20 protein-coding genes are annotated in these 24,987 nt (G+C 76.0%); 14 read left to right on the top strand and 6 right to left on the bottom strand.

The window, feature by feature from the left end; all coding sequences use genetic code 11:
- The first annotated feature begins 437 nt into the window (after positions 1-437).
- The 7 genes from ACZ7LB_RS29700 (at position 438) to ACZ7LB_RS29670 (ending at position 9,009) form a co-directional block, all read left to right on the top strand.
- Positions 438-941 carry a lamin tail domain-containing protein gene (locus tag ACZ7LB_RS29700; RefSeq protein WP_471472420.1) on the top strand — a complete coding sequence of 168 codons (504 nt, stop codon included), beginning with the start codon at positions 438-440 and terminating at the stop codon, positions 939-941.
- A gap of 314 nt (positions 942-1,255) precedes the next feature.
- Positions 1,256-2,176, top strand: a complete 921-nt coding sequence (locus ACZ7LB_RS29695; RefSeq protein WP_471472418.1) for an ion transporter — start codon at positions 1,256-1,258, stop codon at positions 2,174-2,176.
- A gap of 633 nt (positions 2,177-2,809) precedes the next feature.
- Positions 2,810-4,612, top strand: coding sequence for a CoA transferase (locus ACZ7LB_RS29690; RefSeq protein ID WP_471472416.1), 1,803 nt, complete (start codon positions 2,810-2,812; stop codon positions 4,610-4,612).
- Positions 4,609-6,498: a class I adenylate-forming enzyme family protein gene (locus ACZ7LB_RS29685; protein ID WP_471472414.1), complete on the top strand. Its 1,890-nt coding sequence runs from the start codon at positions 4,609-4,611 to the stop codon at positions 6,496-6,498. The genes ACZ7LB_RS29690 and ACZ7LB_RS29685 overlap by 4 nt, the downstream gene beginning before the upstream one ends.
- Before the next feature lie 258 nt (positions 6,499-6,756).
- Entirely contained in the window at positions 6,757-7,059 is a 303-nt protein-coding gene (locus ACZ7LB_RS29680) for a hypothetical protein (protein ID WP_471472412.1), read from the top strand.
- A gap of 33 nt (positions 7,060-7,092) precedes the next feature.
- Positions 7,093-8,349 carry a nucleotide sugar dehydrogenase gene (locus tag ACZ7LB_RS29675; protein ID WP_471472410.1) on the top strand — a complete coding sequence of 419 codons (1,257 nt, stop codon included), beginning with the start codon at positions 7,093-7,095 and terminating at the stop codon, positions 8,347-8,349.
- Positions 8,350-8,466: 117 nt separating this feature from the next.
- Positions 8,467-9,009, top strand: coding sequence for an EF-hand domain-containing protein (locus ACZ7LB_RS29670; protein ID WP_471472408.1), 543 nt, complete (start codon positions 8,467-8,469; stop codon positions 9,007-9,009).
- A 161-nt stretch (positions 9,010-9,170) separates the two neighbouring features.
- Here ACZ7LB_RS29670 and ACZ7LB_RS29665 read toward each other — a convergent pair whose 3' ends face one another.
- From ACZ7LB_RS29665 to ACZ7LB_RS29645, 5 genes are read right to left on the bottom strand one after another with little or no spacing between them, the layout of a single operon-like run.
- On the bottom strand, positions 9,171-9,635 hold the full coding sequence (locus ACZ7LB_RS29665) for a DUF6917 domain-containing protein (protein ID WP_471472407.1): 465 nt from the start codon (positions 9,633-9,635) through the stop codon (positions 9,171-9,173).
- Entirely contained in the window at positions 9,632-10,597 is a 966-nt protein-coding gene (locus ACZ7LB_RS29660; protein ID WP_471472406.1) for a Gfo/Idh/MocA family protein, read from the bottom strand. The genes ACZ7LB_RS29665 and ACZ7LB_RS29660 overlap by 4 nt, the downstream gene beginning before the upstream one ends.
- Positions 10,594-11,712, bottom strand: a complete 1,119-nt coding sequence (locus ACZ7LB_RS29655) for an Ldh family oxidoreductase (protein WP_471472405.1) — start codon at positions 11,710-11,712, stop codon at positions 10,594-10,596. The genes ACZ7LB_RS29660 and ACZ7LB_RS29655 overlap by 4 nt, the downstream gene beginning before the upstream one ends.
- Complete coding sequence (locus ACZ7LB_RS29650; protein WP_471472404.1) at positions 11,709-13,931, bottom strand: M20/M25/M40 family metallo-hydrolase; 2,223 nt, start codon at positions 13,929-13,931, stop codon at positions 11,709-11,711. The genes ACZ7LB_RS29655 and ACZ7LB_RS29650 overlap by 4 nt, the downstream gene beginning before the upstream one ends.
- Positions 13,918-14,937, bottom strand: a complete 1,020-nt coding sequence (locus ACZ7LB_RS29645; protein WP_471472403.1) for a Gfo/Idh/MocA family oxidoreductase — start codon at positions 14,935-14,937, stop codon at positions 13,918-13,920. The genes ACZ7LB_RS29650 and ACZ7LB_RS29645 overlap by 14 nt, the downstream gene beginning before the upstream one ends.
- A gap of 314 nt (positions 14,938-15,251) precedes the next feature.
- Between ACZ7LB_RS29645 and ACZ7LB_RS29640 the strand changes: the two genes are divergently transcribed.
- From ACZ7LB_RS29640 to ACZ7LB_RS29615, 6 genes are all read left to right on the top strand, one after another.
- Positions 15,252-16,409, top strand: coding sequence for a DegT/DnrJ/EryC1/StrS family aminotransferase (locus ACZ7LB_RS29640; protein WP_471472402.1), 1,158 nt, complete (start codon positions 15,252-15,254; stop codon positions 16,407-16,409).
- Positions 16,406-17,614, top strand: coding sequence for a DegT/DnrJ/EryC1/StrS family aminotransferase (locus ACZ7LB_RS29635; RefSeq protein ID WP_471472400.1), 1,209 nt, complete (start codon positions 16,406-16,408; stop codon positions 17,612-17,614). Before ACZ7LB_RS29640 ends, ACZ7LB_RS29635 begins: the two co-directional genes overlap by 4 nt.
- An 80-nt stretch (positions 17,615-17,694) precedes the next feature.
- Positions 17,695-19,047 carry a protoporphyrinogen/coproporphyrinogen oxidase gene (locus ACZ7LB_RS29630; protein WP_471472398.1) on the top strand — a complete coding sequence of 451 codons (1,353 nt, stop codon included), beginning with the start codon at positions 17,695-17,697 and terminating at the stop codon, positions 19,045-19,047.
- Entirely contained in the window at positions 19,044-20,669 is a 1,626-nt protein-coding gene (locus ACZ7LB_RS29625; RefSeq protein ID WP_471472396.1) for a class I adenylate-forming enzyme family protein, read from the top strand. Before ACZ7LB_RS29630 ends, ACZ7LB_RS29625 begins: the two co-directional genes overlap by 4 nt.
- A 13-nt stretch (positions 20,670-20,682) precedes the next feature.
- Positions 20,683-21,558, top strand: coding sequence for a methyltransferase domain-containing protein (locus ACZ7LB_RS29620; protein WP_471472394.1), 876 nt, complete (start codon positions 20,683-20,685; stop codon positions 21,556-21,558).
- Positions 21,555-22,631 (top strand): UbiA family prenyltransferase, encoded by a 1,077-nt coding sequence (locus ACZ7LB_RS29615; RefSeq protein WP_471472392.1) that lies wholly within the window; start codon positions 21,555-21,557, stop codon positions 22,629-22,631. The genes ACZ7LB_RS29620 and ACZ7LB_RS29615 overlap by 4 nt, the downstream gene beginning before the upstream one ends.
- 158 nt (positions 22,632-22,789) lie before the next feature.
- On the opposite strand, the gene ACZ7LB_RS29610 is transcribed toward ACZ7LB_RS29615, so the two are convergent.
- Positions 22,790-23,182 carry a VOC family protein gene (locus ACZ7LB_RS29610; RefSeq protein WP_161224338.1) on the bottom strand — a complete coding sequence of 131 codons (393 nt, stop codon included), beginning with the start codon at positions 23,180-23,182 and terminating at the stop codon, positions 22,790-22,792.
- A 1,443-nt stretch (positions 23,183-24,625) separates the two neighbouring features.
- Here ACZ7LB_RS29610 and ACZ7LB_RS29605 point away from each other — a divergent pair.
- Entirely contained in the window at positions 24,626-24,946 is a 321-nt protein-coding gene (locus ACZ7LB_RS29605; protein ID WP_471472390.1) for a hypothetical protein, read from the top strand.
- Positions 24,947-24,987 lie beyond the last annotated feature (41 nt).

Raw genomic sequence — 24,987 nt, 5'->3', positions numbered from 1 at the left:
CCTGTCGGTCGCGGGGCCGGGAACGCGGTGCGCACGGCGTGGACGGCGCGGCGTTCCCGGCCGCCGCCACATGATCGTCCGCTGGCCCCGGGGGGCGGGTAGGGGCGAACGGTCCCCGGCCCGGTCCGGCCCGGGGACCTTCGGCCCCCCTGTGACCAGGGCCGGGTGGCCGCCGGGACGGCCCGTGCCGGGGTACGGCGCGGTGCGGGGAGGGTGACGACGGGGTGCCGGGAGGAGCGCGGGACGGGGTGCCGGATGGGGGTGCCGGGTGGGGGTGCGCGGAAGGGCCACGCGGGGGCCGCGAGAGGGGTTCGGGCGAGGGGGCGCATCCACTCACGAGGGGCGCACACTTCCTTCACGTTTCACTCTCTGGCTGATCATATTTTCGGTATGCTCCGGACGCTCTATTCGCACCACTGAGGGGGGAACAGATCCTCATGCGCGTCCGCCGCACCCTGACCACCGCCGTCACCACCGCGTCCGCCGCCGCTCTCGGCCTCGTCGTGGCCGTTCCGGCGCAGGCCGCCGAGTACTCCTCGGCGCTGAAGATCAAGGGTGTCCAGTACGACGCCCCCGGCCCGGACTCCAACAAGTGCTCCGGCGGCAACACCAAGGACGAGTACCTGACCATCAAGAACTACTCGCGCACCGCGAAGGTGAACCTCAAGGGGTACGTGGTCAAGGACGCGACCGGCAACAAGTTCGTCTTCACGGCGAACCACACCCTGGAGCCCGGCGACTACGTCAAGCTGCGCGGGGGCAAGGGCAAGGACTCCGACGCGGGGAACGTCGTCTTCCGCCAGAACTGCAACTTCATCTGGAACAACGACAAGGACACCATCTACCTGTCCAAGCCCTCCGGTGCCCGTGCCGATGTGCACTCCTACACCAAGAAGGCCGACGACCGTGACGGCAACGGCTACATCACGTACCACGGCTGACACCTGAGCCCCGGCGGGGCCCTCGGCACCACGGTCCCGAAGCCCCGGGGCCGCGGCCCGGGGCCCCGCCGTCCCGGTACCGGACGTCCGCCGCCAACGCACCGGCGAGCACCGTCCCCGCGCCCCGAAGTCCCCCTGGGGCGTGCGATGGTGGGGCAGTCCGCCGGTCCGGACGCCCGGAGACGGGTCCGCGCGCGCGGCGCTCACTACAGTGCTGTAGAAAATGTCTTCAAGAGCAAGATCATTCACCCTGGGGGCCGCTCCGCCGAGCCGGCCGGGTCGGATGACACAGGCGAAGGAGACAGGTCGGCAGCATGTCCGAGCACCACCCCATTCGCACGGCCCGCGCGGCCCTGGCACGGCGGTGCGGCGAGATCGTCGAGGCACGCTGGTTCGCCCTCGCCGTCATCGCCGTGATCCTCGTCAACGCCGCCCTCCTGGGCCTGGAGACGTACTCCGGACTGGCCGTCGAGTGGCACGACGGGTTACGTCTGGCCGAACACCTCTGCCTCGCCGCCTTCACCGCCGAGATCGCGCTGCGCCTGGCAGCCCACGCCGACCGCCCCCGGGAGTTCTTCAAGGACCCGTGGAACCTCTTCGACCTGGCCGTGGTCCTCTGCGCGTTCCTGCCGGTCATCCGGGAGAACACCACCGTGCTGCGGCTGCTGAGGCTGGCCCGGGTGTTGCGCACCGCCCGCTTCCTGCCCCAACTGCGCGTCCTGCTCGTGGCGGTGGTCCGCAGCCTCCCGGGCACCCTGAGCTTCCTGCTCGTCGGCGCCCTGCTGCTGTACGTCTACGCGATGGTGGGCTGGGTCTTCTTCGGGGACGACGACCCCGAGCACTACGGCTCCATCGGCCGGGCGATGCTGACGCTGTTCCTGCTGATGACCCTGGACGGCATCGGCGACGCCGTCCACGCCGGGCTCGGCATCTCCCGGTGGAGCCTCGTCTACTACGCCTCGTACGTGCTCCTCGCGTCCTTCGTCCTGGTGAACGTGCTCATCGGCGTGGTCCTCACCTCCCTGGACGAGGCACGGGAGTTGGAGGGGACCGCGGCCGGACCGCCCCGGCCGCGCCGCGCCCCGCGCCCGGCGGACGAGGACGGCCTGCTGCGCCTGCGCATCGAGGCCGCCCGGCGGGCCCTGGACGACCTGGAGGACGACCTCGCCCGGAGCGGAGCGCGACGCGAGGAGGAGAGGGACACCGCCGTGACGGCGGGACAGCGGGCCACCTGACTCAGGTGCCTCCCGCCCTCCGACCACCCTTCCCGCAGCGGCCGATGACCGGGGACGGGGGGATCGACGGTTCCCGCTGCCGGCCGATCCGGCGCTGTCCGTGAAGTACGGAGGCGGGGGCGAGCGGTTCGGAACGGGCCCCGGGGCGGCGTACGGCGCGACGCGCGTCGCCCGGGCCGGGGCGGTACGCCGGGGCCCTCGGGCCCTGCTCCGCCCCTCTCCACCCGGCCCCGGCACCCATGCCCGTCGGGCCCCGGGGCGTCCCCCGGATTCGCACTCCACCGGCGCCCCCGTCCCCGGAGCAGGAAGACGCGCCCGAGTGAAGGCGGCGCGCCCGCCGGACTCGGCCAAGTGCCTCCTGAACACGTCGCGTTGACGAAAAGGCCGACCGCGTCGGGCACATGGTGCGCGGTACCGTCCGCCACCCGGGGGGAAGTCCGGGGCCGGACGGCACGACGCGGACCGGCCGCCCCGCGCCCGCCGGTCCCCTCCGAAGCCGGGCGGGCGTCGAAACGGCCGTACGCGCCCGCGAGTTCCGGCCATTCGGAATGAACGGGCCCTCCCACCGTGTCCACGGTCGCACCGGTGGGGTTGTCCCCTCGGAAGATCATCGCAACAGTGAGGCCGAACCCCATGCTTCAACGCCACCAGGACCGTGGGCCGTTACCGGTGTCGCCGGGCGAGGAGGCCGGGGAGCGGCCGCCCGGCGCGGCCGTCGAGGTGGCGTCCCGGCTGCTCCACCGCACCCTGCTGCCGCTGCGCGACCACGGCCTCCCGGTCGACGGGGTTCCGGACGCCGCCCGGAGCATCGGCGGCCGGGGGCCGGTCGGGATCGACGCCGGTGACGAACGGGCCGTCCAGGCGGCCTGCGGGATCATGCTGGTGCACGGCCGCGCCACCGGCGGCCCCCGTCCGCTGACGGCCGACTACGTCTCCGCCGTCACCGGGGTGCTCGCCGCCCAGGGCGCCACCGCCTGCCTGGTCGCCCGGCTGCGCGGGCACGGCGGGCTGCGCTCCGGGACCTCCCTGGCGCAGGGGGCGCTGCTCGCCCTCACCCAGTACCTCGCCGCCGCGACCGCGCCCGGCGCCGTCTCCGGCGGGGCGCGAGGCGTCGGACTCGCCGCCCTCACGACCGCCGACGAGGTGTCCGTCGAGATCGAGACCCTGGACCCGCTGGCCTGGGCCGGGTTCTGGCAGGAGCTGGGGGTCGACCCGCGGACCACCGGGCGGGGCTGGGGGCCGTTCCAGAGCCGCTTCGGGACGGCCGTCTGCCCGCTGCCGCGCGAGCTGCGCACCGCCCTGCGCCGCACCCCCCTGCGGGCGGTCCGGGCGACCGCCGCGCGCCACGGGGTGGCGCTCGCCGAGATCGGGGCCACCACGACGGCGCCGGTCCTCGATCCCTGGACCCTCGCGCCGGCCGATGTCCCGCACCTCCGTCCGCCCGCTCCGCGCGGTCACCGGCGGGAGGCCGGCGGCGGACCGCCGCCCCTTTCCGGGCTGCGGGTGGTCGAGTCGACCCGGCGCGTGCAGGGCCCGATGGCCGGACACGTCCTGCGCCTGCTCGGCGCCGACGTCGTCCGGGTGGAACCGCCCGGCGGCGACCCCATGCGCTGGCTCGCCCCGATGGCCGGCGACTGCTCGGCGCGGTTCTCCGCGCTCAACGCCGGCAAGTCGGTGGTGGAGGCGGACCTCTCCACCCCCCGGGGCCAGGCCGCCGTCCGCGAACTGGCCTCCGGCGCCGACGTTTTCCTGCACACCTGGGCGCCCGGCAAGGCCGAGGGGTACGGGCTCGACGCCGACGATCTGCGGTCCGTGCGCCCGCAACTGGTGTACGCCTCGGCCTCCGGGTTCGGCGGCGCCCTCGGGCCCCGGCCGCCGATCGGCACCGACTACCTCGCCCAGGTGCACGGCGGGCTCGCCGCCGCCCTGCGCCCGGCCGACGAGCCGCCCGCGCCCTCCCTGATGACCGTCACCGACGTCCTCGGCGGCCTCGTGCTGGCGCAGGCCGCGCTCGCCGGACTGGCGCTCAGGGAGGGCACGGGCCACGGCTGCCGCGCCGACTCCTCCCTGCTGTCCGCCGCCGCCCTGGTGCCCCGCCCGGCGCGGCGGACCGTCCTGTCGGCGCTGGACGTCCCGCTCGCCACCGCCGACGGACTGCTGCACCTGGGGGCACGGGCCCGCGCGCACCCGACGGCGGTGGCCGCCGCCGTCGGCGCGCCGGACCCGGCCGCGGTCCCGGACCGGCTGCGCGAGGGGTCCACGGCCGGGTGGCTGGACGCGCTGCGGGAGGCCGGGCTGCCGTCCGTGCCCGTGCGCACCGATCTGGCGGCGACGGCCGGGGACCCGGCCTTCGCGAAGGCGGTACTGCCGCCGGACGCCGAGGTGGCCCACGCCCGGCCCGCGAGCCCCTGGGACTTCTCCCGGGGGGACCGGTGACGCGGGACGGGGGCCAGGGGCCCGTGTGGCGGGCGCGCAGCGGGCTGGTCTTCCCGGACCGGGTGCCGTACGCCGACCGGCTGGCCTGGCAGGAACGGGGGCTGTGCCCCGACGCCGACCTGTTCTCGCTCTTCCGGGGGCAGGTGGCCGCCCATCCCGCGCGGGACGCCGTGGTCGACGACGAGGGCACGGTGTCGTACGCCGAGCTGTACACGGACACGCTGCGCGTCGCGGCCCGGTTCGCCGGTGCGGGGCTCGGCGCGCGGGACGTGATCGCCCTGCGGCTGCCCAACGGACGGCTGGCCGCCGCGGCCGAACTCGCCGTCTACGCCCTGGGCGCGGTGGCCCTCCCCTATCCGCTGGGCGGCGGGGTGCGCGACACGCTGACGCTGCTGCGGCGCTCCCGGGCCGCCGGTGCCGTCTTCTCGGAACCGGCGGACGCGCTGGCCGCGGAGGGACTCACCTGTCTGCGCGCGGTGTTCGGCGCGGACGAGCTGGCGTCCGGGCAGGGCGGCCCGGCGCACTGCCCGGCCCAGCGGTGCGCCGACCCGTGGGCCCCGGCGAGGATCCTGGTGTCGTCCGGCTCCGAGGCCGAGCCGAAGATGGTGGCCTACAGCCATCAGTCCCTGGCGGGCGGCCGGGCCTCCTACGTACGGGCGCTCGCCCGGCACCCCGGCCCGCCCGGACCGGACGGCGCCCCCGGGGTGCCCGGCGGGGCGCACCCGGTGGCGGCCCCGGCGGGTCGGGCGGACCGGGGGACGGAGCCCTGCCCTCCGGCGCCCCCGCACGGCGCGGAGGGGCCCGGACGGACGGCGGCCGGACGGACGCCCCCCGAGGGACCGGAGCCCTCCGACGGACCGGTGCCCCGCAATCTGGTGCTCGTGTCACTGGCCTCCTCGTTCGGTTCGCTGGGCGTGCCCGTCACGCTCGCCGCCCTGGGCGGGACCCTGATCGTGCGGCGGCGGTTCGACGCCCCGGACGCGCTGCGCGCGGTCACCGCCGACCGGCCCACCCATGTGTTCGGCGTGCCGACGATGCTGCGCCGGATCGCGGACCTGCCGCCCGCCCCGGACGAGGACCTCTCCGGCCTGCGCGCGCTCGTCTCCAGCGGGGCGGCGCTGCCCGACTCCACGGCCGCCGCCTGCCGGGAGCGGTTCGGGCGGCCGGTGATCGCCGTGTACGGGTCCTCGGACGGGGTGAACTGCCACACGGCCGCCCCCGGGGCCCCCGCCGACGGCACCGCGGGAACTCCGGACCCGGCCGTGGCCGAGCTGCGCATCGTCCGGCCCGACGGCACCCCGGCGCCATCCGGCACGGAGGGGGAGATCCTCGCCAAGGGGCCGATGTCGCCGATGTGCTACGTGGGCGCCCCCGAACTCGACGCCCGCTACCGCACCGGGACCGGCTGGGTCCGCACCGGTGACCTCGGCGCGCTCGACGGCCGGGGGCGGCTGCGGGTCCTGGGACGGCTCAGGAACGTGGTCATCCGGGGTGGGTACACCATCAGCCCGGCCGAGGTGGAGCGCGAACTGGGCACCCATCCGGCCCTCGCGGACGTGGTCTGCGTGTCCGTGCCGGACGAGGAGCTGGGGGAGCGCCTGTGCGCCTGCGTCCGTCCGGCCCCCGGCGCGGCCCCGCCCACGCTCCCCGGGCTCACCGAGCACCTGCGCCGACGCGGCCTGGAACGGCGGAAGTTCCCCGAGTACCTGATGCTCGCCGAGGCGCTGCCCCTGGGGCCCACCGGGAAGGTCTGCCGGCGCACCGTCGCCGCCGACGCCGTGGACGCCCTGCGCGCCGGACGGCTCGACGGCGCGCGGACACCCGGCCCGCGCGGCGCCTCCGACGGCACGGTGACCGTCTCCCCGCCCGCGTCCGGCGACGGCTGAACGACCGCCCCCGGGTGCCCGGGTCCGCCCCCGGCGCACCCGGGCACCCCCAGGGGCCAGGAGGCCCCGGGGCCGCCTGGAGCGGGATTCCGCCCGGAGGGCCAGACCGAAAAGCGTTCACTCATATGGGTCATTCTTCCCATAGGGAATTCCCCGGGGCGATTCCCATGGCATGCTGATCCCGGAAGCGGAACAAGAGCCTCAACTTCCGTGCGAACCACGGGCGTTGGGCCGTACAGCAGAACTGGGGAACCCGTCATGCGTCGCTCGTTCATCACCTGTGCCCTCCTCGCGGCCGCGGCCGGGGTGGGCCTGGCCGCGGGTCCGGCCGCCGCCGCCGATGGAGAGGTCACCGTCTTCCAGACGGAGCTGCAACCGCTGACGGTCTACAAGGACCCGGCGGGCTGCCGGAAGCTCCCGGCCGCCGCCCATGTCCTCAACAACACCACCGACCGCCCGGTGCGCATCTACGGCGACCCGTTCTGCCTCGGCCCCTCGCTCGTCGTCCCCCCGGGACACGGATCGCACGTGGCCCCCGGCAGCGGCAGCTTCAGCGTCTGACCGGCCGGCGCCGAGGGGGAACGAGGGGGGAACATGTCTGCGGAACTCGCCGTGGTCGGGCTCGGCTACGTCGGACTCCCACTGGCCCGGAGGGCCTGCGAGGCGGGCCTGGGGGTGGTCGGCCTCGACATCAGCGCGGCCGTGACCGACGGCCTCACCGCGGGCCGCTCCCACATCGGGGACATCGGTGACGCGGAGGTCCGGGCGATGCGCGCGGCGGGCTTCCGGGCGAGCACCGACCCGGCGGTGCTGACCGGGGCCCGTACGGTGGTGATCTGCGTCCCCACCGGCCTCGCCGCCGACCGCACGCCCGACCTCGGGCCGCTGACGGCGGCCGTGCGCACCGTCGCCCGGCACCTGACCCCCGGCACCCTGGTGTGCGTCGAGTCGACCAGCCACCCGGGGACCACCGAGGAGATCGTCCGGCCGCTGCTGGAGGAGAGCGGGCTGCGCGTGGGCGAGGACTTCCACCTCGCCTACTCCCCCGAGCGGATCGACCCGGGCAACGACCGCTTCTCCTTCCGCACCACACCGAAGATCGTCAGCGGCTGCACCACCCTCTGCGCCAAACACGCCGAGGGCTTCTACCAGCAGCTCGTCGACGAGGTGGTCGTCGCCTCCGGCACCCGCGAGGCGGAGATGGCCAAGCTGCTGGAGAACGCCTACCGCTACGTCAACATCGCGCTCGCCGACGAGGCCGCGCTGTACTGCGGACAGGTCGGCATCGACATCTGGGAGGTGCTGCGCTGCGCCGGCACCAAACCCTTCGGCTTCGCGCCCTTCCGCCCGGGCCCCGGGGTCGGCGGGCACTGCGTCCCGGTCGACCCGCGCTATCTGATGGCACGGGCCGAGCAGCAGGACTTCACCTTCCGCACCCTCGACGCGGCGCGCGACGTGCTGGACGCCATGCCCGGGCACGTCACCGACCGCGCCTGCCGGCTGCTGCGCGAGCACGGCACGGAACCGGCCGGGGCGCGGGTCACCCTGTTCGGCGTCGCCTACAAGGCGGGCGTCTCGGACGTCCGCGAGTCCCCCGCCTTCCCCGTGGCCCGCGCCCTGCGCGCCTCCGGGGCCCGGCTCGCCTACCACGACCGGCGGGTCGACCGGTTCGTCGTGGACGGCGTGCCGGTGCCGCGCCGGGCCTCACCCGAGGACGCCTGCGCCGACAGCGACCTCGTCCTGGTGCTCCAGGAGGAGGACGACTACCGCGCCTTCGCGTGGGACCGGGCCGCGTGCCTGGTCCTGGACACCCGCGGAACGGCCAGGGGCACCCGGGTCACCCGGCTCTGACCCCGGCCGCGCCCCGGCCCACAAGACTCCCGGCGGGAGTGCCGAGCACGCGCCCGCCGTGGGAACCGGCACCCGGACAACGGTCCGGGCGCCACGCCGCACAAAGGAGACACCTACATGACCATGGTGGCCGACAACACCGCCCAGGCCCGTCTGTCGAAGCGCTTCGAGAAGTGGGACAAGGACGGCAACGGCGTCCTGGAGCCCTCGGACTTCGTCGCCGAGGCGGCCGAGATCGCCGCGGCCCTCGGCCAGGCCCCGGACTCCCCCCGGGGCGCCGCCCTGCGCGACGCCTTCCAGTCCATGTTCGAGGCGCTGGCCGACCGGGCCGGCGTCAGCCCGCAGGGTCCGCTGGACCGGGAGCAGTTCCACGCCGCCGCCGGTGAGCTGTTCCAGGGCGGGGAGGCCGCGTTCAACACCGTCCTCGGCCCCGTCGCCAAGGGCATCATCGGCCTGTGCGACCGCAACGACGACGGCGTCATCGACGCCTCCGAGTTCGCCGGCTGGCTCCGTGCCGTGGCCGGTCTGGACGAGGCCGCCGCCGCCGAGGCGTTCCGCCAGATCGACGCCGACGGCAACGGCACCCTCAGCGAGGACGAACTGCTCGCGGCCATCCGCGAGTTCCACTTCGGGCGGCTGGAGTTCGAGCTGCTCGGCTGAGCGAAACCCCTTCGCCGGACACGCGCGTCGACCGGCGGCCCCCTCGGGGCCGCCGGTCGGCGTGCCCGCGTCGGACAGTCGGACAGGCACAGGACATCACCCCGAGCGGGCGCCGCGGCGGCACGGGCCCGGAGCCCGGTACCGCCGCGGCGCCGGCCGCCTCACTCCCCCGGGACGGCCCGGGGGGCGAACAGCACCGCGGTCTCCGGGGCCAGCGACAGACAGGGCCCGGTCAGCAGCCTCGGGGTGTGGACCAGGATGTTGTAGTGGTTCGGCAGATGGCAGCCGTCGAAGCCCAGGACGGTGCCCACCGGTTCACCGCCGAGGAGCAGGGTGTCGCCCCGGTCGAGCACACCCCCGCAGGCCAGTTCGGCGAAGCCGAGGAAGCCGACCCGGTCCACCCGGGCCCCGGGCACGTCGCTCCACTGGTCGGTGGTGACCAGTTCGTGCACCTCCCCCCGGCGCACACAGCGGCTCGCGAACGGCTCCAGGGTCATCCCGCGGTCGGTCCGGCTGTGCCGCAGCACCTTGACCAGGGCGCCGCGCACGGCCCGCTTGGCGCCGTTCTCGCCCGCCCCGGAGTCCAGCGAGGCGGGCGCCGGCGCCGCGGCGGCCCCCGGGCTCATCGCGCCGCCCCGGACACCGGCGCCCCGGCGAGCGCGTAGGAGGCGGCGACCAGCTCCAGCGCGGCCACACCGCCCTCCGCCGCCCCCGCGGGCGCCTCGTCGCAGACCCGGGCGAAGTCGCGCAGCACGCCCTCGTACTCGTGCCAGAGGGACTCCTTGAAACCGGGCCGTCCGGCCAGCATGTCGGCCTCCAGCAGTGTCCCGTCCGTCAGCCGCACCGCGACGTCCTTGACCTCGCCCGGGTGCGACCAGTCCAGCTCCACCCCGGCCCGGGCACCGGACGGCGCCTCCAGGCCGATCACGGCCCGCCGGTCCACGCCGTCCTCCCGGGCCACCTCCGCCGAGACGACCGTCAGCGACGGCTCGCCCAGCAGCAGCCGTACGAGGTCGAAGGCGTTCGGGCCGTTGTCCGCGACGCAGCCGCCCCCGCACCGGTCCGGGTCCAGGTACCAGGTGTCGGCGCCGATGTGGTCCTCGATGCGCTCCAGGTACCGCACCCGCACCGACTCCACGGCCCGGGGCGCCCCGGGCGGCGGAAGGGCGCGGGCGAGGCCGAGCACACGGTCGTTGTAGCGGCGGTGGAAGGCGGTGAACAGGGGCACGCCGCGCTCACGGGAGAGCGCGGCCAGCGCGGCGCCCTCCGGGGGGCTCAGGGCGAGCGGCTTCTCCACGCAGACCGGCACACCGGCCCGCAGGGCGTCCGCGCAGACCTCGGCGTGGGCGTGGTTGGGCACGGCGACGACCACGGCGTCCAGGTCCTCCCGGGCCAGCATGGACCGGTGGTCGGTGTGGCGGGCGGCGCCGCCGGGGTGGGCGGCGAGCGTCTCCTCCCGCAGGTCGCAGACGGCGGCCGGGGTCCAGCCGGGCAGGGTCTCGGCGGCGGCCAGGTAGAAGCGGGAGATCACGCCGAGGCCGATGACGCCCAGTCGGCGCGGCCGGACCCCCGGGGCGGGAGGGGTCATCGGGCCGCCTCCAGGACGGGCAGGTCCAGGCCGAGGCCGGTCAGCTCGGTGTGCAGGGAGGCGGGCAGCGGCACCCCGGACAGGCGGCGCTCGGCGGCCCGCTCGGCCTCCAGGTGGCCCGGGTAGCGGACGCGGTCGCGGCCGGGCAGGGGCGGGCAGTCCAGCACCGTGGCGAAGAGGTCCCGCGCGTCGTCCGGGAAGCCGTCGCGGAGCGCTCCGGGGGCGATGGCCAGGGCGAGGAAGCCGATGTCGTCGTCGGTGCCGCCGGGTCGCCCGTCGCCGTCGAGGGCGGCACGGGCGGGTCCGGTGGCGGCGCCGGGCAGCAGGGCCGCCAGCAGTTCCACGGTCAGGCCGAGCCCGAAGCCCTTGTGCGCGCCGGTCTCCGGGCGCCCGCCGAGCCAGCCGAGCCACGCCTCGCCCCGGTCGAAGGCCGCCGGGTCGGTGACCGCGCCGCCGGTGTCGTCGGTGAGCCAGCCCTCGGGTGCGGGCCGTCCGTCGCGGGCGGCGGTGCGGACCCTGCCGGTGGGGACGACGGTGGTGCTCATGTCCAGGACGAAGGGACGGCCCTCCACGGCGGGCGCGGCCACGCTGAGCGGATTGGTGCCGAGCAGCGCGGCGGCGCCGTGCGGGGGGCGGGCGATGCGCTGGCCGCCGCAGTTGGAGGCCACCACGCCGATCATGCCCTGGGCGGCGGCGCGCAGCGCGTGCGCCCCGGCGCAGCCGAAGTGGGTGGCGCCGCGGACCGTGACCAGGCCGATGCCGTGGTCGGCGGCGCGCCGGGCGGCGAGGTCCACGGCCTGGGAGGCGGCCCACAGGCCCAGGGCCCGGCGGTGGTCGACGAGGACGCAGGCACCGAGGTCGCGCAGGGTGGTGGGCTCCGCCGCCGGGTCGGCGCGCCCCGACTCCAGCAGGGGGACGTATAGGCGGGCCAGGTTGAAGACGCCGTGCGAGTCCATGCCGGTCAGGTCGCCGTAGCACAGGGCCTCGGCGGCGACGCGGGCCCGCTCTGCGGGGACCCCGAGGCGGGCGAAGCAGGCGGCCGTCTCGGAGAGCAGCGTGGGGTAGGGGACCCTCACCTCCTCGCGGCGGTCGACGGAGGGCGGTGCGACTGTCATGCGGTTCCTGCCTTCTCGGTGCGTATCGGGGTGGGGCCGTGGGCCGTGGTGGCCGTGGTGGCTTCGGAGGCGAAGGCGGCCAGCAGCGCGGCGATCTGGGAGGCGAACGCCTCCAGCTCGGCCAGCTCGACGAACTCGCCCTCGGCATGGGCGTGGTGGGTGTCCAGCGAGCCGGGTCCGAGGACGGTGGTGTAGGTGCCGGCGGCGGCGTGCAGCCAGATGGCGTCGCAGGTGAAGGCGGGGGCGTCGGCGGGCCGGCGCGGGATGCCGGCCCGTTCCATCAGCGCGTCGCCCCAGGCGGGCTGGGCGCCGAGGGCGGGCATGCCGCGCTTGTCCCAGTCGAGGCGGGTGATGCGGGCGGCGTCGGCGGCGGTGCGGGCGAAGAGCGGGACGTCCCGGTAGCGGGCGGTGAACTCCCGCAGCCCCTCGTCGAGCGCGCGGGCGACGGCGCGTTCGGCGGCGGCGCCGTCCTCGGCCCGGGTGTGCGCGAGGTTGAGGGCGAGGGCGCCGGTGCCGTGGACCTTGTTGTGGAGGCTGCCGGTGTGCAGCCCGGCGAGGCACAGGGTGACCGGCGGGGCGTGCGGGGAGGGCGGGGCGAGGGCGGTGGCAAGATGCTGGGCGAGGAAGCCGAGGAGCAGGGTGGCGTTGTGGCCCGCCCCGGGCCGGTCGTCGACGGCGTCGTCGCCGGTGACCGTGATCCGGGCGGTGGAGGCGGCGGTGGCCCGGGGCAGGTGGTGCAGCCCGGTGGGTTCGCAGAAGACGTTGACCCGGCCGATGTGGCCGGCCTCGGTCAGCGGCCGGGTGCCGAAGGTGCCCAGGGCGCCGCCCTCCTCCCCGGCGACGGCCTGGACGAGGACGGAGACGTCGCGGCCGACGGCGGGGTGGTCGGCGGCGGCCCGCGCGATGCCCGCCAGGAGGGCGACGGCGGGTCCCTTGGCGTCGACGGCCCCGCGGCCGGTGAACCGGTTGCCGTCGAAGGCGGGGGCGGGCCCCCCGGCGACGGTGTCGAGGTGGACGTTGAACATCACCGTGCGGTCGCGGGGCCGTTCGGGCCCGAGGCGCAGCAGCAGGCTGGGCTGGGCGGCGAGGAAGTCCGGGTCGGCGGTGACGGCGTCGCGGACCCGGACGGGGGTGTCCTCGCGGAGCACCTCCCCTGGGTGGGCCGGGCGGTGGGAGAGGGTGCGCAGGCCGAGGCGGGCGGCGGCGGTGGCGTAGGCGTGCTGGGCGGCGCGCAGCGCGTGGGGGGCGCCGGGGCCGGTCTCCAGGGGCCCGGCGGTGGGGGTGTGCAGCAGGTGGAACAGCAGTCCGGTGTCGACGGCGGGCGGCCGGGTCCGGGGTGCGGCGGCCGGGGGCGTGCCGGGGCGGGGGCCGAGGGGGAGGCCGGCCAGGCGGCGGGCGGCGCGGACGAACAGGTCGCGGGCGTCGACGCCCTGGCGGCGCAGTCCTTCGTGGGGCAGGACGGCGAGGTGGGGTTCGAGGGAGTAGGCGCCCCGGTAGCCGTGGTCCTCCAGGAGGCGCAGGCAGTCGGCGACGCGGGCGGTGCCGTCGCCGGGCAGGGTGTACGCGGCCTCGCCGGGGCGCGGGCCGGGGACGCCGTCCTTGACGTGGACGTGGGCGACGTGCGGCAGCAGGGGGGTGAGCAGGGCGACGGCGTCGTATCCGTGGGCGACGCCGTTGCCGGTGTCGAAGAGGAGGCGCAGGGCGGGGCTGTCCACCTCTTCGAGGAGGCGGAGGGCGCGGGTGGCGCTGGCGGCGGCCCAGCCGGCGCAGTTCTCGTGGAGCAGTTCGAGGCCGAGGTCCTCGGCGCGGCGGGCCAGGCGCCGCATGCGGGTGATCACCTCGCGGGCCCAGGCGTCCTCGCCGAGGCCGTCGTTGGGCCAGGACATGACGCGTACGCTGCGGCAGCCCAGGACGCGGCCGTGGGCCGCGAGCCGTTCCAGTTCGGTGAGGTCGGCGGCGGGGTCACCGGTCACGGGGCGGGCCCAGTTGGCGATGCGGGAGTCCAGGCAGACCACGCCGAGGCCGGCCGTGTGCAGCCGGTCGGCCAGCGTGTGCACGGCGCCGGTGTCGAGGTCGGCCAGCGCGGTGCCGTCGACGGTGCGCAGTTCCAGCGCGGTCCAGCCGAGTTGGAGGGCGGTCCCGATCTGACCGGCCAGGTCGGGGGCGGCCTCGTCCCCGATGCCGGTGACCCGGGCGGCGACGCTGTCATACGGCGGCACGGGGGGCCTCCTCCTCGCCGCGGTGGGCACCGCACCGGGTCTTGGCCGTGTCGAGCAGGCGGACGACGTCGGCGTGCAGGTCGAAGCCGGACTTCCAGGAGGGGTGGTGGGGGGCGACGGTGGCGTAGCGGTCGTAGGCCCGGGTCATGAAGGCGGCGAGGGCGTCGTCGCGGAAGACGTCGCGCCGTTCGCCGGTGATGAGCTGGGCGTGGTCGTCGTCGGCGGCGAGCGGGAAGTGGGCGACGACGGTGCCGTGTTCGAGGAACAGGGTGACGCTGCGCTCGCGGACGGGGGCGGCGAGGTCGGAGACGATCCGGGTGTGGACGCCGCTGGTGTGGCGCAGGTCGATCCGGGCGGAGCCCATATGGGGACGGACCGTTTCTCCGCAGTGCAGGTCGGCGAGGCGGGCGCCGGTCACGGTGGCCGGTCCGGCGAGGTCGAGGACGAGGCCGAGGGAGTGCGGCATCTCCACGTCGAAGGCGGTGGGGTGGCCGTCGCCGTGGCGCAGTGAGCGCTGGAAACGGGGTTTGTGCTGGGCCACCTCGATGCGCAGCAGCCGGCCGTGCTGGCCGGTGGCGATCAGTCGGCGGAGTCTGCGGGCGAGTTCCCCGGCGGGCCAGGGGGCGACGACGGTGATGCGCAGGTCGTGGTGTGCGCGCAGCCGTTCCACGGCGGCGAGCTGGGCGGCGTCGGCGGCGAGTGGCTTCTCCACGACGAGGTCGCGGAATCCGTGGGCGGCGAGGTCGGCGATGACGGCGGCCCGGGTGTCGGGCGGGGTGCAGACGTGGGCGACGGTGGTGTCCGGGGTGAGCAGCGGACGGGCCTGGTCGAGGGTGCGGGTGCGGGCCACGCCGTCGGCGCCGGGGCCGCCCGCGCCGGGGCGGGGGTCTACGGCGACGATCGGGCCGTCCCAGAGGTCGGGGGCGGCGGCGCGGGCGGTGCGCAGGGCCCGCACATGGAGTCCGGATCCGGAGCGTCCCAGTCCGATGATCAGGGGCTGTCTCATGGCGTTCCCTCCGGCCGAACGGTGCGGGCAGCAGCGAATCTCGCCGTTCCGCGTGACACCGGTCAAGAAATTTCCGGGGGTTGTCACCGGAAGGTATGAAGTTCCTCCAGTCATTTGAGACTTGCTTCTGACGGCTGTTACGTTCTCGGGCAGTCACTTCGGGAGGCGTTCGGCGATGGGGCCGCGCCGTCCCCTTTTTCTGTCGCATTTCTGTCGTTTCTCTGTCGTTGCCGCAGGTGGCGCCGGAGCCGGGGCGGGAGGAACCCGTCCGTCGCGGCGTCGGCGCCCGGTCGGCCGAGAGGAATTGTTTCCGCGTGACGCGATTAACCGTTCCCTTTTTCAGCCAGGCCAGGACGTTCGAACGGATCTGGCCGGACATTCGGTCACAGGTGGAAGAGGTATTCGAAGACGGCAAATTCTCCCACTCGACCCGTGTGCGGGCGCTCGAACAGGCTCTCGCCTCCTACACGGGCGCCCGGCACGTCATCGGCGTGAACAGCGGGACCGACGCCCTCGTCCTGCTCCTCAAGGCCTGCGGACTGCGGCCGGGCGACCGCGTCCTGGTCCCGGCCTATTCCTTCGTCGCCACCGCGACCTCCGTCGTGCACGCGGGCGGTGAGCCCGTCTTCGCCGACATCGATCCGGACAGCTACGCGCTCGATCCCGCCCGGGTGCCGGACGGTGCGCTGGACGGCACCGGGTTCGTGATGCCGGTGCACCTCTTCTCCCGGATGGCCGACATGGCGGCGCTCACCGCCTTCGCCTCCGCGCGGGGGCTGGAGCTGGTCGAGGACAGCGCGGAGGGCATCGGCATGCGCCAGGACGGCGTCCACGCCGGGCTGCACGGGCGGGGCGGGGTGCTGTCCTTCTTCCCGGGCAAGACGCTGGGGGCGCTCGGCGACGCCGGGGCGGTGCTCACCGACGACCCCGGGATCGCCGAACGGGTCGCCGCGCTGCGCCACCACGGCCGCACCGGCCGCACCCTCGGCCACTTCCCGGGCATCTCCCACGAGAGCGTGCTCCCCGGGCACAACAGCAAGATGGACGACCTGCAGGCCGCGGTCCTGCTGGCCAGGCTCACCGTCCTCGACGGGGACATCCGCCGCCGCGCCGACCTCGCCGCCCGCTACGACCGGCGGCTGCGCGGCCTCCCGGGGATCACCCGGCTGCCCCGGCTCACCGGCGCCCCCGACGAGGTCTTCTACGTCTACCTGATCGAGGCCGACCACCGGGACGCCCTGGCCGGCCATCTCGCCGCCGGGGGCATCGGCACCGAGGTCTACTACCCGCGGCCCCTGCACCTCCAGCCCTGCTTCGCCCGGCTCGGACACCGCCCCGGGGACTTCCCGGCCGCCGAGGCCGCGGCCGGGCGCGCCCTCGCGCTGCCGCTCTACCCGGATCTCACCGACGAGCAGGCGGACCGCGTCTGCGACGCCGTGGAAGCGTTCCTCACGCGGAAGGTGCCCGCATGACCCCCGCCACCGGGCGCCCGTCCCCCGTCACCGCTCCCGTCCCGTTCTTCCCGCCCGACCTCTTCGACGAGGACCGGGACACCGTGCTGCGGCTCCTGTACGAGCTGGGCACCGGGGAGGAGCAGAAGTTCATCCTCGGCGAGCACACCCGCCGCTTCGAGACGGAGCTGGCCCGGCGGCTCGGCGCCGCCGACGTGGTCACCTGCGCCTCCGGCACCGGCGCGCTCCAACTGGTGCTGACCGCCCTGGGCGTCGGGCCGGGCGACGAGGTGGTCGTCCCCGCCTTCGGCTGCGCGCCGCTCGCCGCCGCCGTGCTGCACACGGGGGCCGTGCCCGTCTTCGCCGACATCGACCCGCACACCCTCACCATGGACCCCGCCGACGCGCGCCGGCGGGTCACCGGCCGGACCCGGGCCCTGATGCCCGCCCACATGTTCTCGGTGATGGCGGACATGCCCGCGTTCAACACCCTGGCCGCCGAGTACGGTCTGCGCCTGGTGGAGGACTCCGCCGTGGCCCAGGGCGCGACCCTGGCCGGACGCCCGGCGGGGCTGTGGGGCGACGCGGGTGTGTACTCGTTCGTGCAGGTCAAGTCGTTCGGCATGCCCGGCGAGGGCGGAGCCGTCGTCACCGACGACGAGGAGACCGCCCAGCGGGTCCGGATGCTGCGCAACCACGGACAGGACGGCCGCCACCGCTTCCTCCACCACCTCGTCGGCCACAACAGCCGCTTCGACGAGATCCAGGCCGCCGTCCAGTCGCACCGGCTGCCGGGGCTGTCCGCGCGGCTGGCCCGCCGCGCCGCCATCGCCTCCCACTACACCGAGCGGCTGACCGGGCTGCCGGGCATCACCGCGCCCCCGGCCGGCACCGACGGCCGCTGCTACTACGTGTACACACTCCTCACCGACGACCGGGACGCGCTGCGCGAACACCTCACCGCGCAGGGCGTGGAAACCCACGTCTACTACCCCCGCCTCCTGCCCGAGCAGGCCGCCTTCGCCCCCTTCGCCGCGCCGCCCGCGACCGGCCGCCCGCGCGGCCCGGAGGACGCCCCCGCCGGGGGGACGAACGGCTTTCCCTGGCCGCACGCCCTGCGGGCCGCGCGCCGCCATCTGTCGCTGCCGGTCCACCACATGCTCACCGACGCCCAGGTCGAGCACGTCGCCGACGCCGTTCGCGCCCATGCGCCGCGCACCGGCTGACCCCGGGGGCAGGGCCCCCGCCGTCCCCCTCCGCCCCGCCCGTCCGCACCCCGCACCGTCGCCCCGCCCGGAGCCGCCCCGTGTCCACTGATCTCGACATCGCCGTCGTCGGCGCCGGACTGGCGGGCCTCGCGGCGGCCCACGAACTGCGCCGCCACGGCCGTGAAGTACGGGTCTTCGAGGCCGCCGCCGGCCCCGGCGGGCGCATGCGCAGCCTCCGCAGCGACGGCTATCTGATGGACACCGGCGCCGAGCAGATCTCGGCCCGCGGCTACCGGGCCACCTGGCAGCTGCTGCGCCGCGCGGGACTGGGCCCCGCCGACGTGCCCCGCATCGGCCGCCCCATGGCGATGTGGCGGGCGGGACGCCCGCACAACGGCGTCGGCGACCCCCGCGCGGTGCTCACCGGGGCGGGGCTGTCCGCCACCGCCCGTCCGTCGCTGGCCCGGTTCCTCGCCTGGGGCGGACGGCACCGGGCCGGGCTGGACCACGACCACGCCGAGGACACCCCGCTCGGCACGGACACCATCGCCGCCATGGCCCGCCGCTACAATCCCGACCTCTACGACCATCTGTTCCAGCCGCTGTCCTCGGCCTTCTTCGGCTGGGACCCGGAGCGCAGCGCCGCGGCGCCCCTGGTCGCCCTGCTGCTCGCGGTCGGGCCGGTCTCCTCCTGGCGGGTCTACCGGGGCGGCATGGACCTGCTCGCCCGGCGCCTCGCGGAACCCCTCGACGTCCGCTACGGCGCACGGGCCGAGGAGGTCACCGACCACGGCACGCACGCCCGGCTCATCGTGGACGGCGCCCCGCTGACCGCACGGGCCCTCGTGCTGGCCCTCCCGGCACCCGCCGCGCTGCGGCTCCAGCCGGACCCGGCCCCCGAGGCGGCCGGCTATCTGACCGCCTCCTCCTACCGGCCCATGTTCAAGGTCAGTTGCGCCCTGGACCGGCCGCTCGCCCCGCGCGGCGGCAACTACGTCCTGCTCACCCCGGAGGACGAGGAGCCGCTGCTGTCCTGCGTCATCGCCGACCACCTCAAGTGCCCCGACCGGGCGCCCGCCGGGCGCGGTCTGGTCAGTCTGCTGGCCTCGCCCCGCCGCGTCCCCGAACTCGCCGCCGCCGACCCGGCGACCGCCGTACGCTTCATGACCCGGGCCGCCGAACGCTATGTGCCGGGGCTGCGGGACGCGCTCGTCACCACCCATGTGCACCACTGGGCCGAGGCGATGCCCGAGCTGACCCCCCGCGCGCTCACCCGGCGCGGCGCCTTCCTGGACCGGCCCGCGCGGTGCGTGGAGTACGCCGGGGACTGGGTCGCCGCCCGCCCCTCCAGCGAGGGCGCCGCCCGCTCGGGCGCGCTCGCCGCCTCCCGCGTCCTGGCCCGCCTGGCCGCGCACACCCCTCACGCCCCCTCGCAGGAGACCGCCGCATGAAGCCACAGGACCCGGGTGCCCTCTTCGACGACCTCGCCGCGCGGGGCGTCACCACCCGCTTCCACCTCGACCGGCCCCTCGACGCCGCGCGCGGCGGTGCGTCCGGCTCCCCGACGGAGTGGACGGTGCCCGGACTCGCCGCGCTCGTCGCCGAGATCGCGGGCGCCCTCGCCGCGGCCGGGGCGGGCCGGGGCAGGCGGGTCGCCATCGCCAAGGCCAACCACTGGGACTACGACCTCATCGCCTGCGCCGCGATCCGCACCGGCGCCGTCCCCGTCAAGATCTCCGGTCACCTCCCGGCCGGTACCCTGCGCGTCCTGCTCCGCCGCGGCGCGCCCCACGTCCTGGTGACCGACCTCGGCGTCCTCGACCGGCTGACGGCCGACGGCCGCACCACCGAGGGGCTGACGGAGGAGGGCGGCACGACCGTGGTCCTCGACCGGGACGGCGAGCTTCCCCCCGGCGCCCTGCGCCTGGACGACCTGCGGGGATGCCCCGACCCCGGTCCGCGCCGCCGTGCCGACGACGAACCACTGGTCATCATCCACACCAGTGGCACCACCGGCACCCCGAAACTGGTCTGCCACACCACCCGCACCATCATCAACGGCCTCGCCCGCTTCGAGACGCTGCCCATCCCCCGGCTCGCCGTCCGGCGCGACGACAGCCTCTTCAACGCCAGTTCCTACGCCCACGGCCGCACCTTCTGCTGGACCCATGTGGCGCCGGTGCTCGCCCCCCGGCACATCAGCATCGCCGCCGAGGACCGGCCCGACCGGACCGACCTGCTGCTGCGGGCCCATCCGCCCACCGTGGTCGAGGCGCTGCCCGCCCGGTACGTGCGGCTTCGGCCGCTCACCCGGCGGCTGGACAACCCGTTCCGGGACGTACGCACCTTCATCAGCACCTACGACGCCGTGCACCCGCCCGTCGTCCGCTCCTACCTGGCCGCGAGCGGGCACCGCCGGGCGCTGTGGATGCAGGGCTGGGGGCAGACCGAGACGGGCCCCCTCACCTTCGCCTTCCACACCCGCCGCTCGGTGGCCCGCGCCGCCGACGGGACGACCCGGATGCGCGAGCTGGGCCGTCCGGTGCCCTTCCGGACCCGGCTCAAGGTGGTCGACCCGCTCACCCTCCGCCGGGTCCCGTCCGGTGAGCCGGGGCTCGTCCTGTGCCGGACCGGCGCCATCGCGCCCGGCTACGTGGGCGAGCCCGACCGCTGGGACGCCAAGCGGCACGGCGGCTGGTGGAGCACCGGCGACATCGGGTCGGTCGCCCGGGACGGCGCCGTCCGGCTGCTGGACCGCGAGGTCGACCACTCCCCCGGGCTGAGCTGCCTGCACACCGAGGACACCCTGGAGGAGCGGGTGCCGGAGGCGCTGGAGTGCGTCGTCCTCAGCCGCCCCGGCGACCGGCCGCTGCCGGTCGTGGTCACCGAGGACGGCCGGCTCGATCCCGGCCGCTGGCACCGCGCGGTGCGCGAACTGCCGCCGCTGGCCGAGCCGGTGGTGCTCACCTGGGACGAGGTGCCCCGCACCGGCACCGGCAAGGTCCGGCGCACCGCCCTGCTCCGGCGGCTCACCGGCGAGGCCGCGACCTGCGGCACCGGCCGCTGGACCTGAGCGGGAGCGCGCCGTGCCCCACACCGCCGCCCCGCCGCGGGGTTATGTCTTCGACAACGACAGCCCGCACAGCGCCGACCACCACCGCCACCTGGAGCACGCCCTCGACCCGCTCACCCTGGACCGGCTCACCGGGGCCGGGGTCGCGCCCGGCATGCGCTGCCTGGAGGTCGGCGCGGGCGCCGGGAGCGTCGCCCGCGCCCTGGCCCGGCTGGTGGCACCCGGGGGGCGGGTGACGGCGACCGACCTCAAGCCCGGCCGCATCGCCCCGGCCCCCGGGCTGACCGTCCTCGCCCACGACATCGTCACCGACCCGCTGCCGGAGGCGGAGTACGACGTCGTGGTCGCCCGGCTGGTGCTCCAGCACCTCCCGCGCCGCCGGGAGGTGCTCGGCAGGCTGGCGCGGGCGCTCCGGCCCGGCGGCCTCATCCAGATCGACGAGTTCGACGCCGACCACGAGCCGTGCCTGCTCGCCCCCACCGAGGAGGACGCCCGGCTCTACGAGCGGTTCACGACGGCCAAGGCGGCGCTGATGCGGGCCTCCGGCGGCGACCCCGGCTGGGGCCGCCGGGCGGCCGGGGCCCTGCGCGACGCCGGGTTCACCGCCATCGGCATCCGCCCGCACGTCCTGGTCCGCGCCCCCGGCACCCCCGCCCTCGGGCTGCAGCTCCACCATCTGGCCCATCTCGCGCCCCGGCTGGCCGAGCACGGCTTCACCCCGGCCGAACTGGCCCAACTGCGCGCTCTGTTGGACGATCCGGGGTTCGCCGCCGCCACCGGTGTCCTCTACTCCGTCCAGGCCCGCCGTCCCCCGCTGCCGGACACCCGGCGCGCGGCACCCCCGGCACGGGCATCCGAAGCGAACGAAGGAAACCCCGAACCGACATGACCGACCGAACGTCCACCACGACCGCGGTGACCGGCGCACGGCCGGACCGGCCGGACGCAGCGACGGGCCCCCGCCCGGCGGACGGGCCCCGCCCCGCCGAAGAACCCGGCGGGCCGGAGAGCCCCCGGCCGCCGTCCCGGCCGGCACCGGCGGACGGCCCACTCCGCCGCTACGCCCGGCTGGGCAAACTCGACGTCTACGACTACTACCTGGGCGTCCCCGTCGTCCTGGCGGCGGTACTGGCGCCCGGCGCCGGAATCACCGCGCGCGCGGGCCTGCTGCTCGGCGTCTTCCTGGTCGCCCAGGTCTGCCTGCTGATGGCCCTGGTGGCCTTCGACGACGTCACCGGGTTCCGCGACGGCAGCGACATCACCAACTACGGCCCGGACCATCCGCTGCGCAACGTCCGGCGCAAGCCCCTGGTGGCCGGGACCCTCACCGTCCCCCAGGCGCTGCGGTTCGCCTGGTGCTGCGCCGTCGCCGCGGCGCTGCTGTTCGCGGCCGCCTACGCGCTCGCCCCGCACCGGCCGCTTTGGACGGCGGTCGGGCTCGCGGTGCTGTGGGCGGCGGCGCTCCAGTACTCCTACGGCGTGAGGATCAGCTACCACGGGTTCCAGGAGATCTACCTCGTCGCCCTCGGCTTCGCGCTGGTCGTCCTGCCCTACGGCATGATCACCGGCGGGGCGACGGGACTCCTGCTGGTGCAGGCGGTCCTCTTCGGCTTCGGCCCGCTGATGTTCGGGGTGTACTCCAACACCAACGACGTGGAGGGCGACCGGTCGGTGGGACGTCCCACGGTGGCCGCCCTGCTGTCCGAGCGCGGCAACGCCCGCTTCATCGGCGCCCTGTCCCTGGCGGAGTTCCTGCTCGTCGCGGTCGCCTCGGCCACCGGGACCGCGCCGTGGTGGTTCCTGCCGCTGATGCTGCCCGCGAGTCTGCTGCGCCTGCGCCAGTACCTCCTGGGGTTCCGCGGGGGCGACATCATGCGCGCCCGCCGGGTCGGCTTCGCCGTCCACCGGGTCGGGGTGGTCCTGATGGTGGTCTCCCACCTGGTACTCGGGCTCACGTCATGAGACACGGCTCCACCATCGGGTGACGGCCGGCACGGCAGTCGCGGGACCGGTCCCGCGACTGCCGTGCCGGAGCCCGTTCCACCGCACCGGCCCTGCCGCCCGGCCCACGGCGGCCCGGCCGCCGGATGCCAAGGACCCGACCCGCTCCGGGACGCCGGCTACTCGGCCGGGGACACGATCTGGACGAGGTTGCCGCAGGTGTCGTCGAAGACGGCGACGGTGACCGGGCCCGCCTCCATCGGCTCCTGGGCGAACCGGACGCCGAGGCCGGTCAGCCGCTCGTGCTCGGCCCGGACGTCGTCCACGGCGAACTGGACGAGCGGGATGCCGTCCTTCACTAGGGCGTCGCGGTAGGTCCGGGCCGCCGGATGGCCCGCGGGCTCCAGGAGCAGTTCGGCGCCGTCCGGCTCCTCGGGCGAGACCACCGTCAGCCACCGGGCGGTGCCTCCCACCGGGATGTCGTGCTTCTTCACGAAGCCGAGGATTCCGGTGTAGAACTGCTCGGCCTTGGCCTGGTCGTCGACGAAGACGCTGGTCAGATGGATCCTCATGGTCCCCTCCGGTCCGGTGGGCGGCGGGCGGGAGCCGGTGGCTCCGGTCGGCCCGCGCTCCGGCCTCCGCCCACCGCCTGCCGCCCTTCCGGCCGCTCTCTCCCGAGCGGGCTCTCCCCCCAGTGTCCGCCCTGGCCCTGCCGGGGGCCCGTCGACGGGGCCACGCCCCCGGGGCGCGCTCGGACGTCATGCCCGCATCCACGTGACCGGGAGGGGTGACGACTGCCCGGGCCCGGCTGTCGTGTCGTGGCCTGCGACGACGCCGTGCCGTCCTGTCCACCGGGGGCGGACCCGTCTGCGAACCCGTCACCGGCCCTGCCCGGACACTGTGCCCTCCCAACCCACCGGGCCCCGGCGACGGGCCAGGGACCCGCCACCGGTGGAAGGAGGCTCGGTGCGGGCGGGGAGGCGGCCCTCGCGACGGTGCGGGACGGGCGGGCACCCCGCCCGCGCCCCGCCCTCGCCCCGCGCGCGCTCCATCCCGCGCTCCATCCCGCGCTCCGTCCGGCGCCCGCCCGCGCTCCGTCCCGCGCTCCCGGCCGAGGCGGGGTCCGGTCACCCCCTGTCCGGGCCTCGGGGGACCGCAGGACCAGCAGGCGCCGCACCGCGGCCGGACGGTTCCGTCCGAAAGGTCCGTGATGATCGTCAGCCAGGGCCCGTCGCATGCCCTCGTGCGGGTGACCGGCCGCGTGGTCGGCCCCGTGGAGGTTCACCGGTGACGCAGAGTGGGCCCGTGCCTCGTCGATCACTGACCCTTCTGCCCCTGGTGCTGCTGGGCATCGCGGGCTGCACCACCGTGACGCCCGCTCCCCCGCCCGACGACCGCCCCCAGGGCGCGCACGGCGTCCCGGTCGCCGCGCGGCCCTCTCCCGGACCGGGAACCGAGGAGCCGCCGGGCCCGGCGGCACCCCCGCAGCACTCGGCCCTGGTGCGGACCGGCGCCGGGCAGGACCGTCCGGGGGACGGGGAGGACGGCGGGCGGAAGGGCGGGGAAGGCGACGGCTCCGCGCCGCCCGGAGAGCCGCGGTCCGCCGATCCGGTCCGCCCGGCGCCCCGCCGCCCGCCGGTACCGCGGACCCCCCGCGTCCCGCGGGCGGCGCCGAGCGCTCCCCACGCGGCCCGTCCGCAGGCCCCGCGCACTCCGCACCCTCCGCAGGCGCCGTCGCGTCCCGCCCCGGTCGAACCGGCGCCGGTCCGTCCGGGGCGGATGCGCATCCTGTGCCACCGTGCGGACGGGGTGGCGGACCCGGATCTGGTCCGGCTCTGCCATCGGGCCTGGGGCTGAGCGGCGGGCCGCCCACCGCTCAGCGGGCGGGGTCCGGCGGTGTACCGGGAGCGGACCCGGGTAGCAGCATCAACCGGATCAACTCATTCCGCCCGGAGGGCCGTGGTGATCCGTACACCATGACTCACCCTCCGTAGCGGGAAGCTGGAGGTACGACCATGAGGAAGCCCCTGAAGAGGACACCGGTACGCCGCCCCGCCGCCGCCTGTCTCACCGCCGCGGTCGCCGGAGGCGTACTCCTGGCAGGTGGCGGCGCCGCCGGCGCGGCCGCGGACCAGGATCCGCGTCCCGCCGCTCGGCCCTCGGCGGCCGGCACCCCGTCCGGCGGTGCGCAGCGGCACATCGACCCCTGGGTCCTGGACCAGTTGCGCCTCTTCGACCCGGCCGCCGCCCAGCGGCTCGCCGTCCACGACCCCTGGATCGAGGACCAGTTGGCCCTGCTCGCCTCCCGGGCGGACGCGCCGGGCGTGACAGGCTGACCCCGTCCGGGGAGCGGGCCGGGCCAGGTGCCCGCCCTCGG

This window comes from Streptomyces sp. NPDC107521 (genome assembly GCF_055598485.1).
This window is presented reverse-complemented; position numbering and strand designations above follow the sequence as displayed.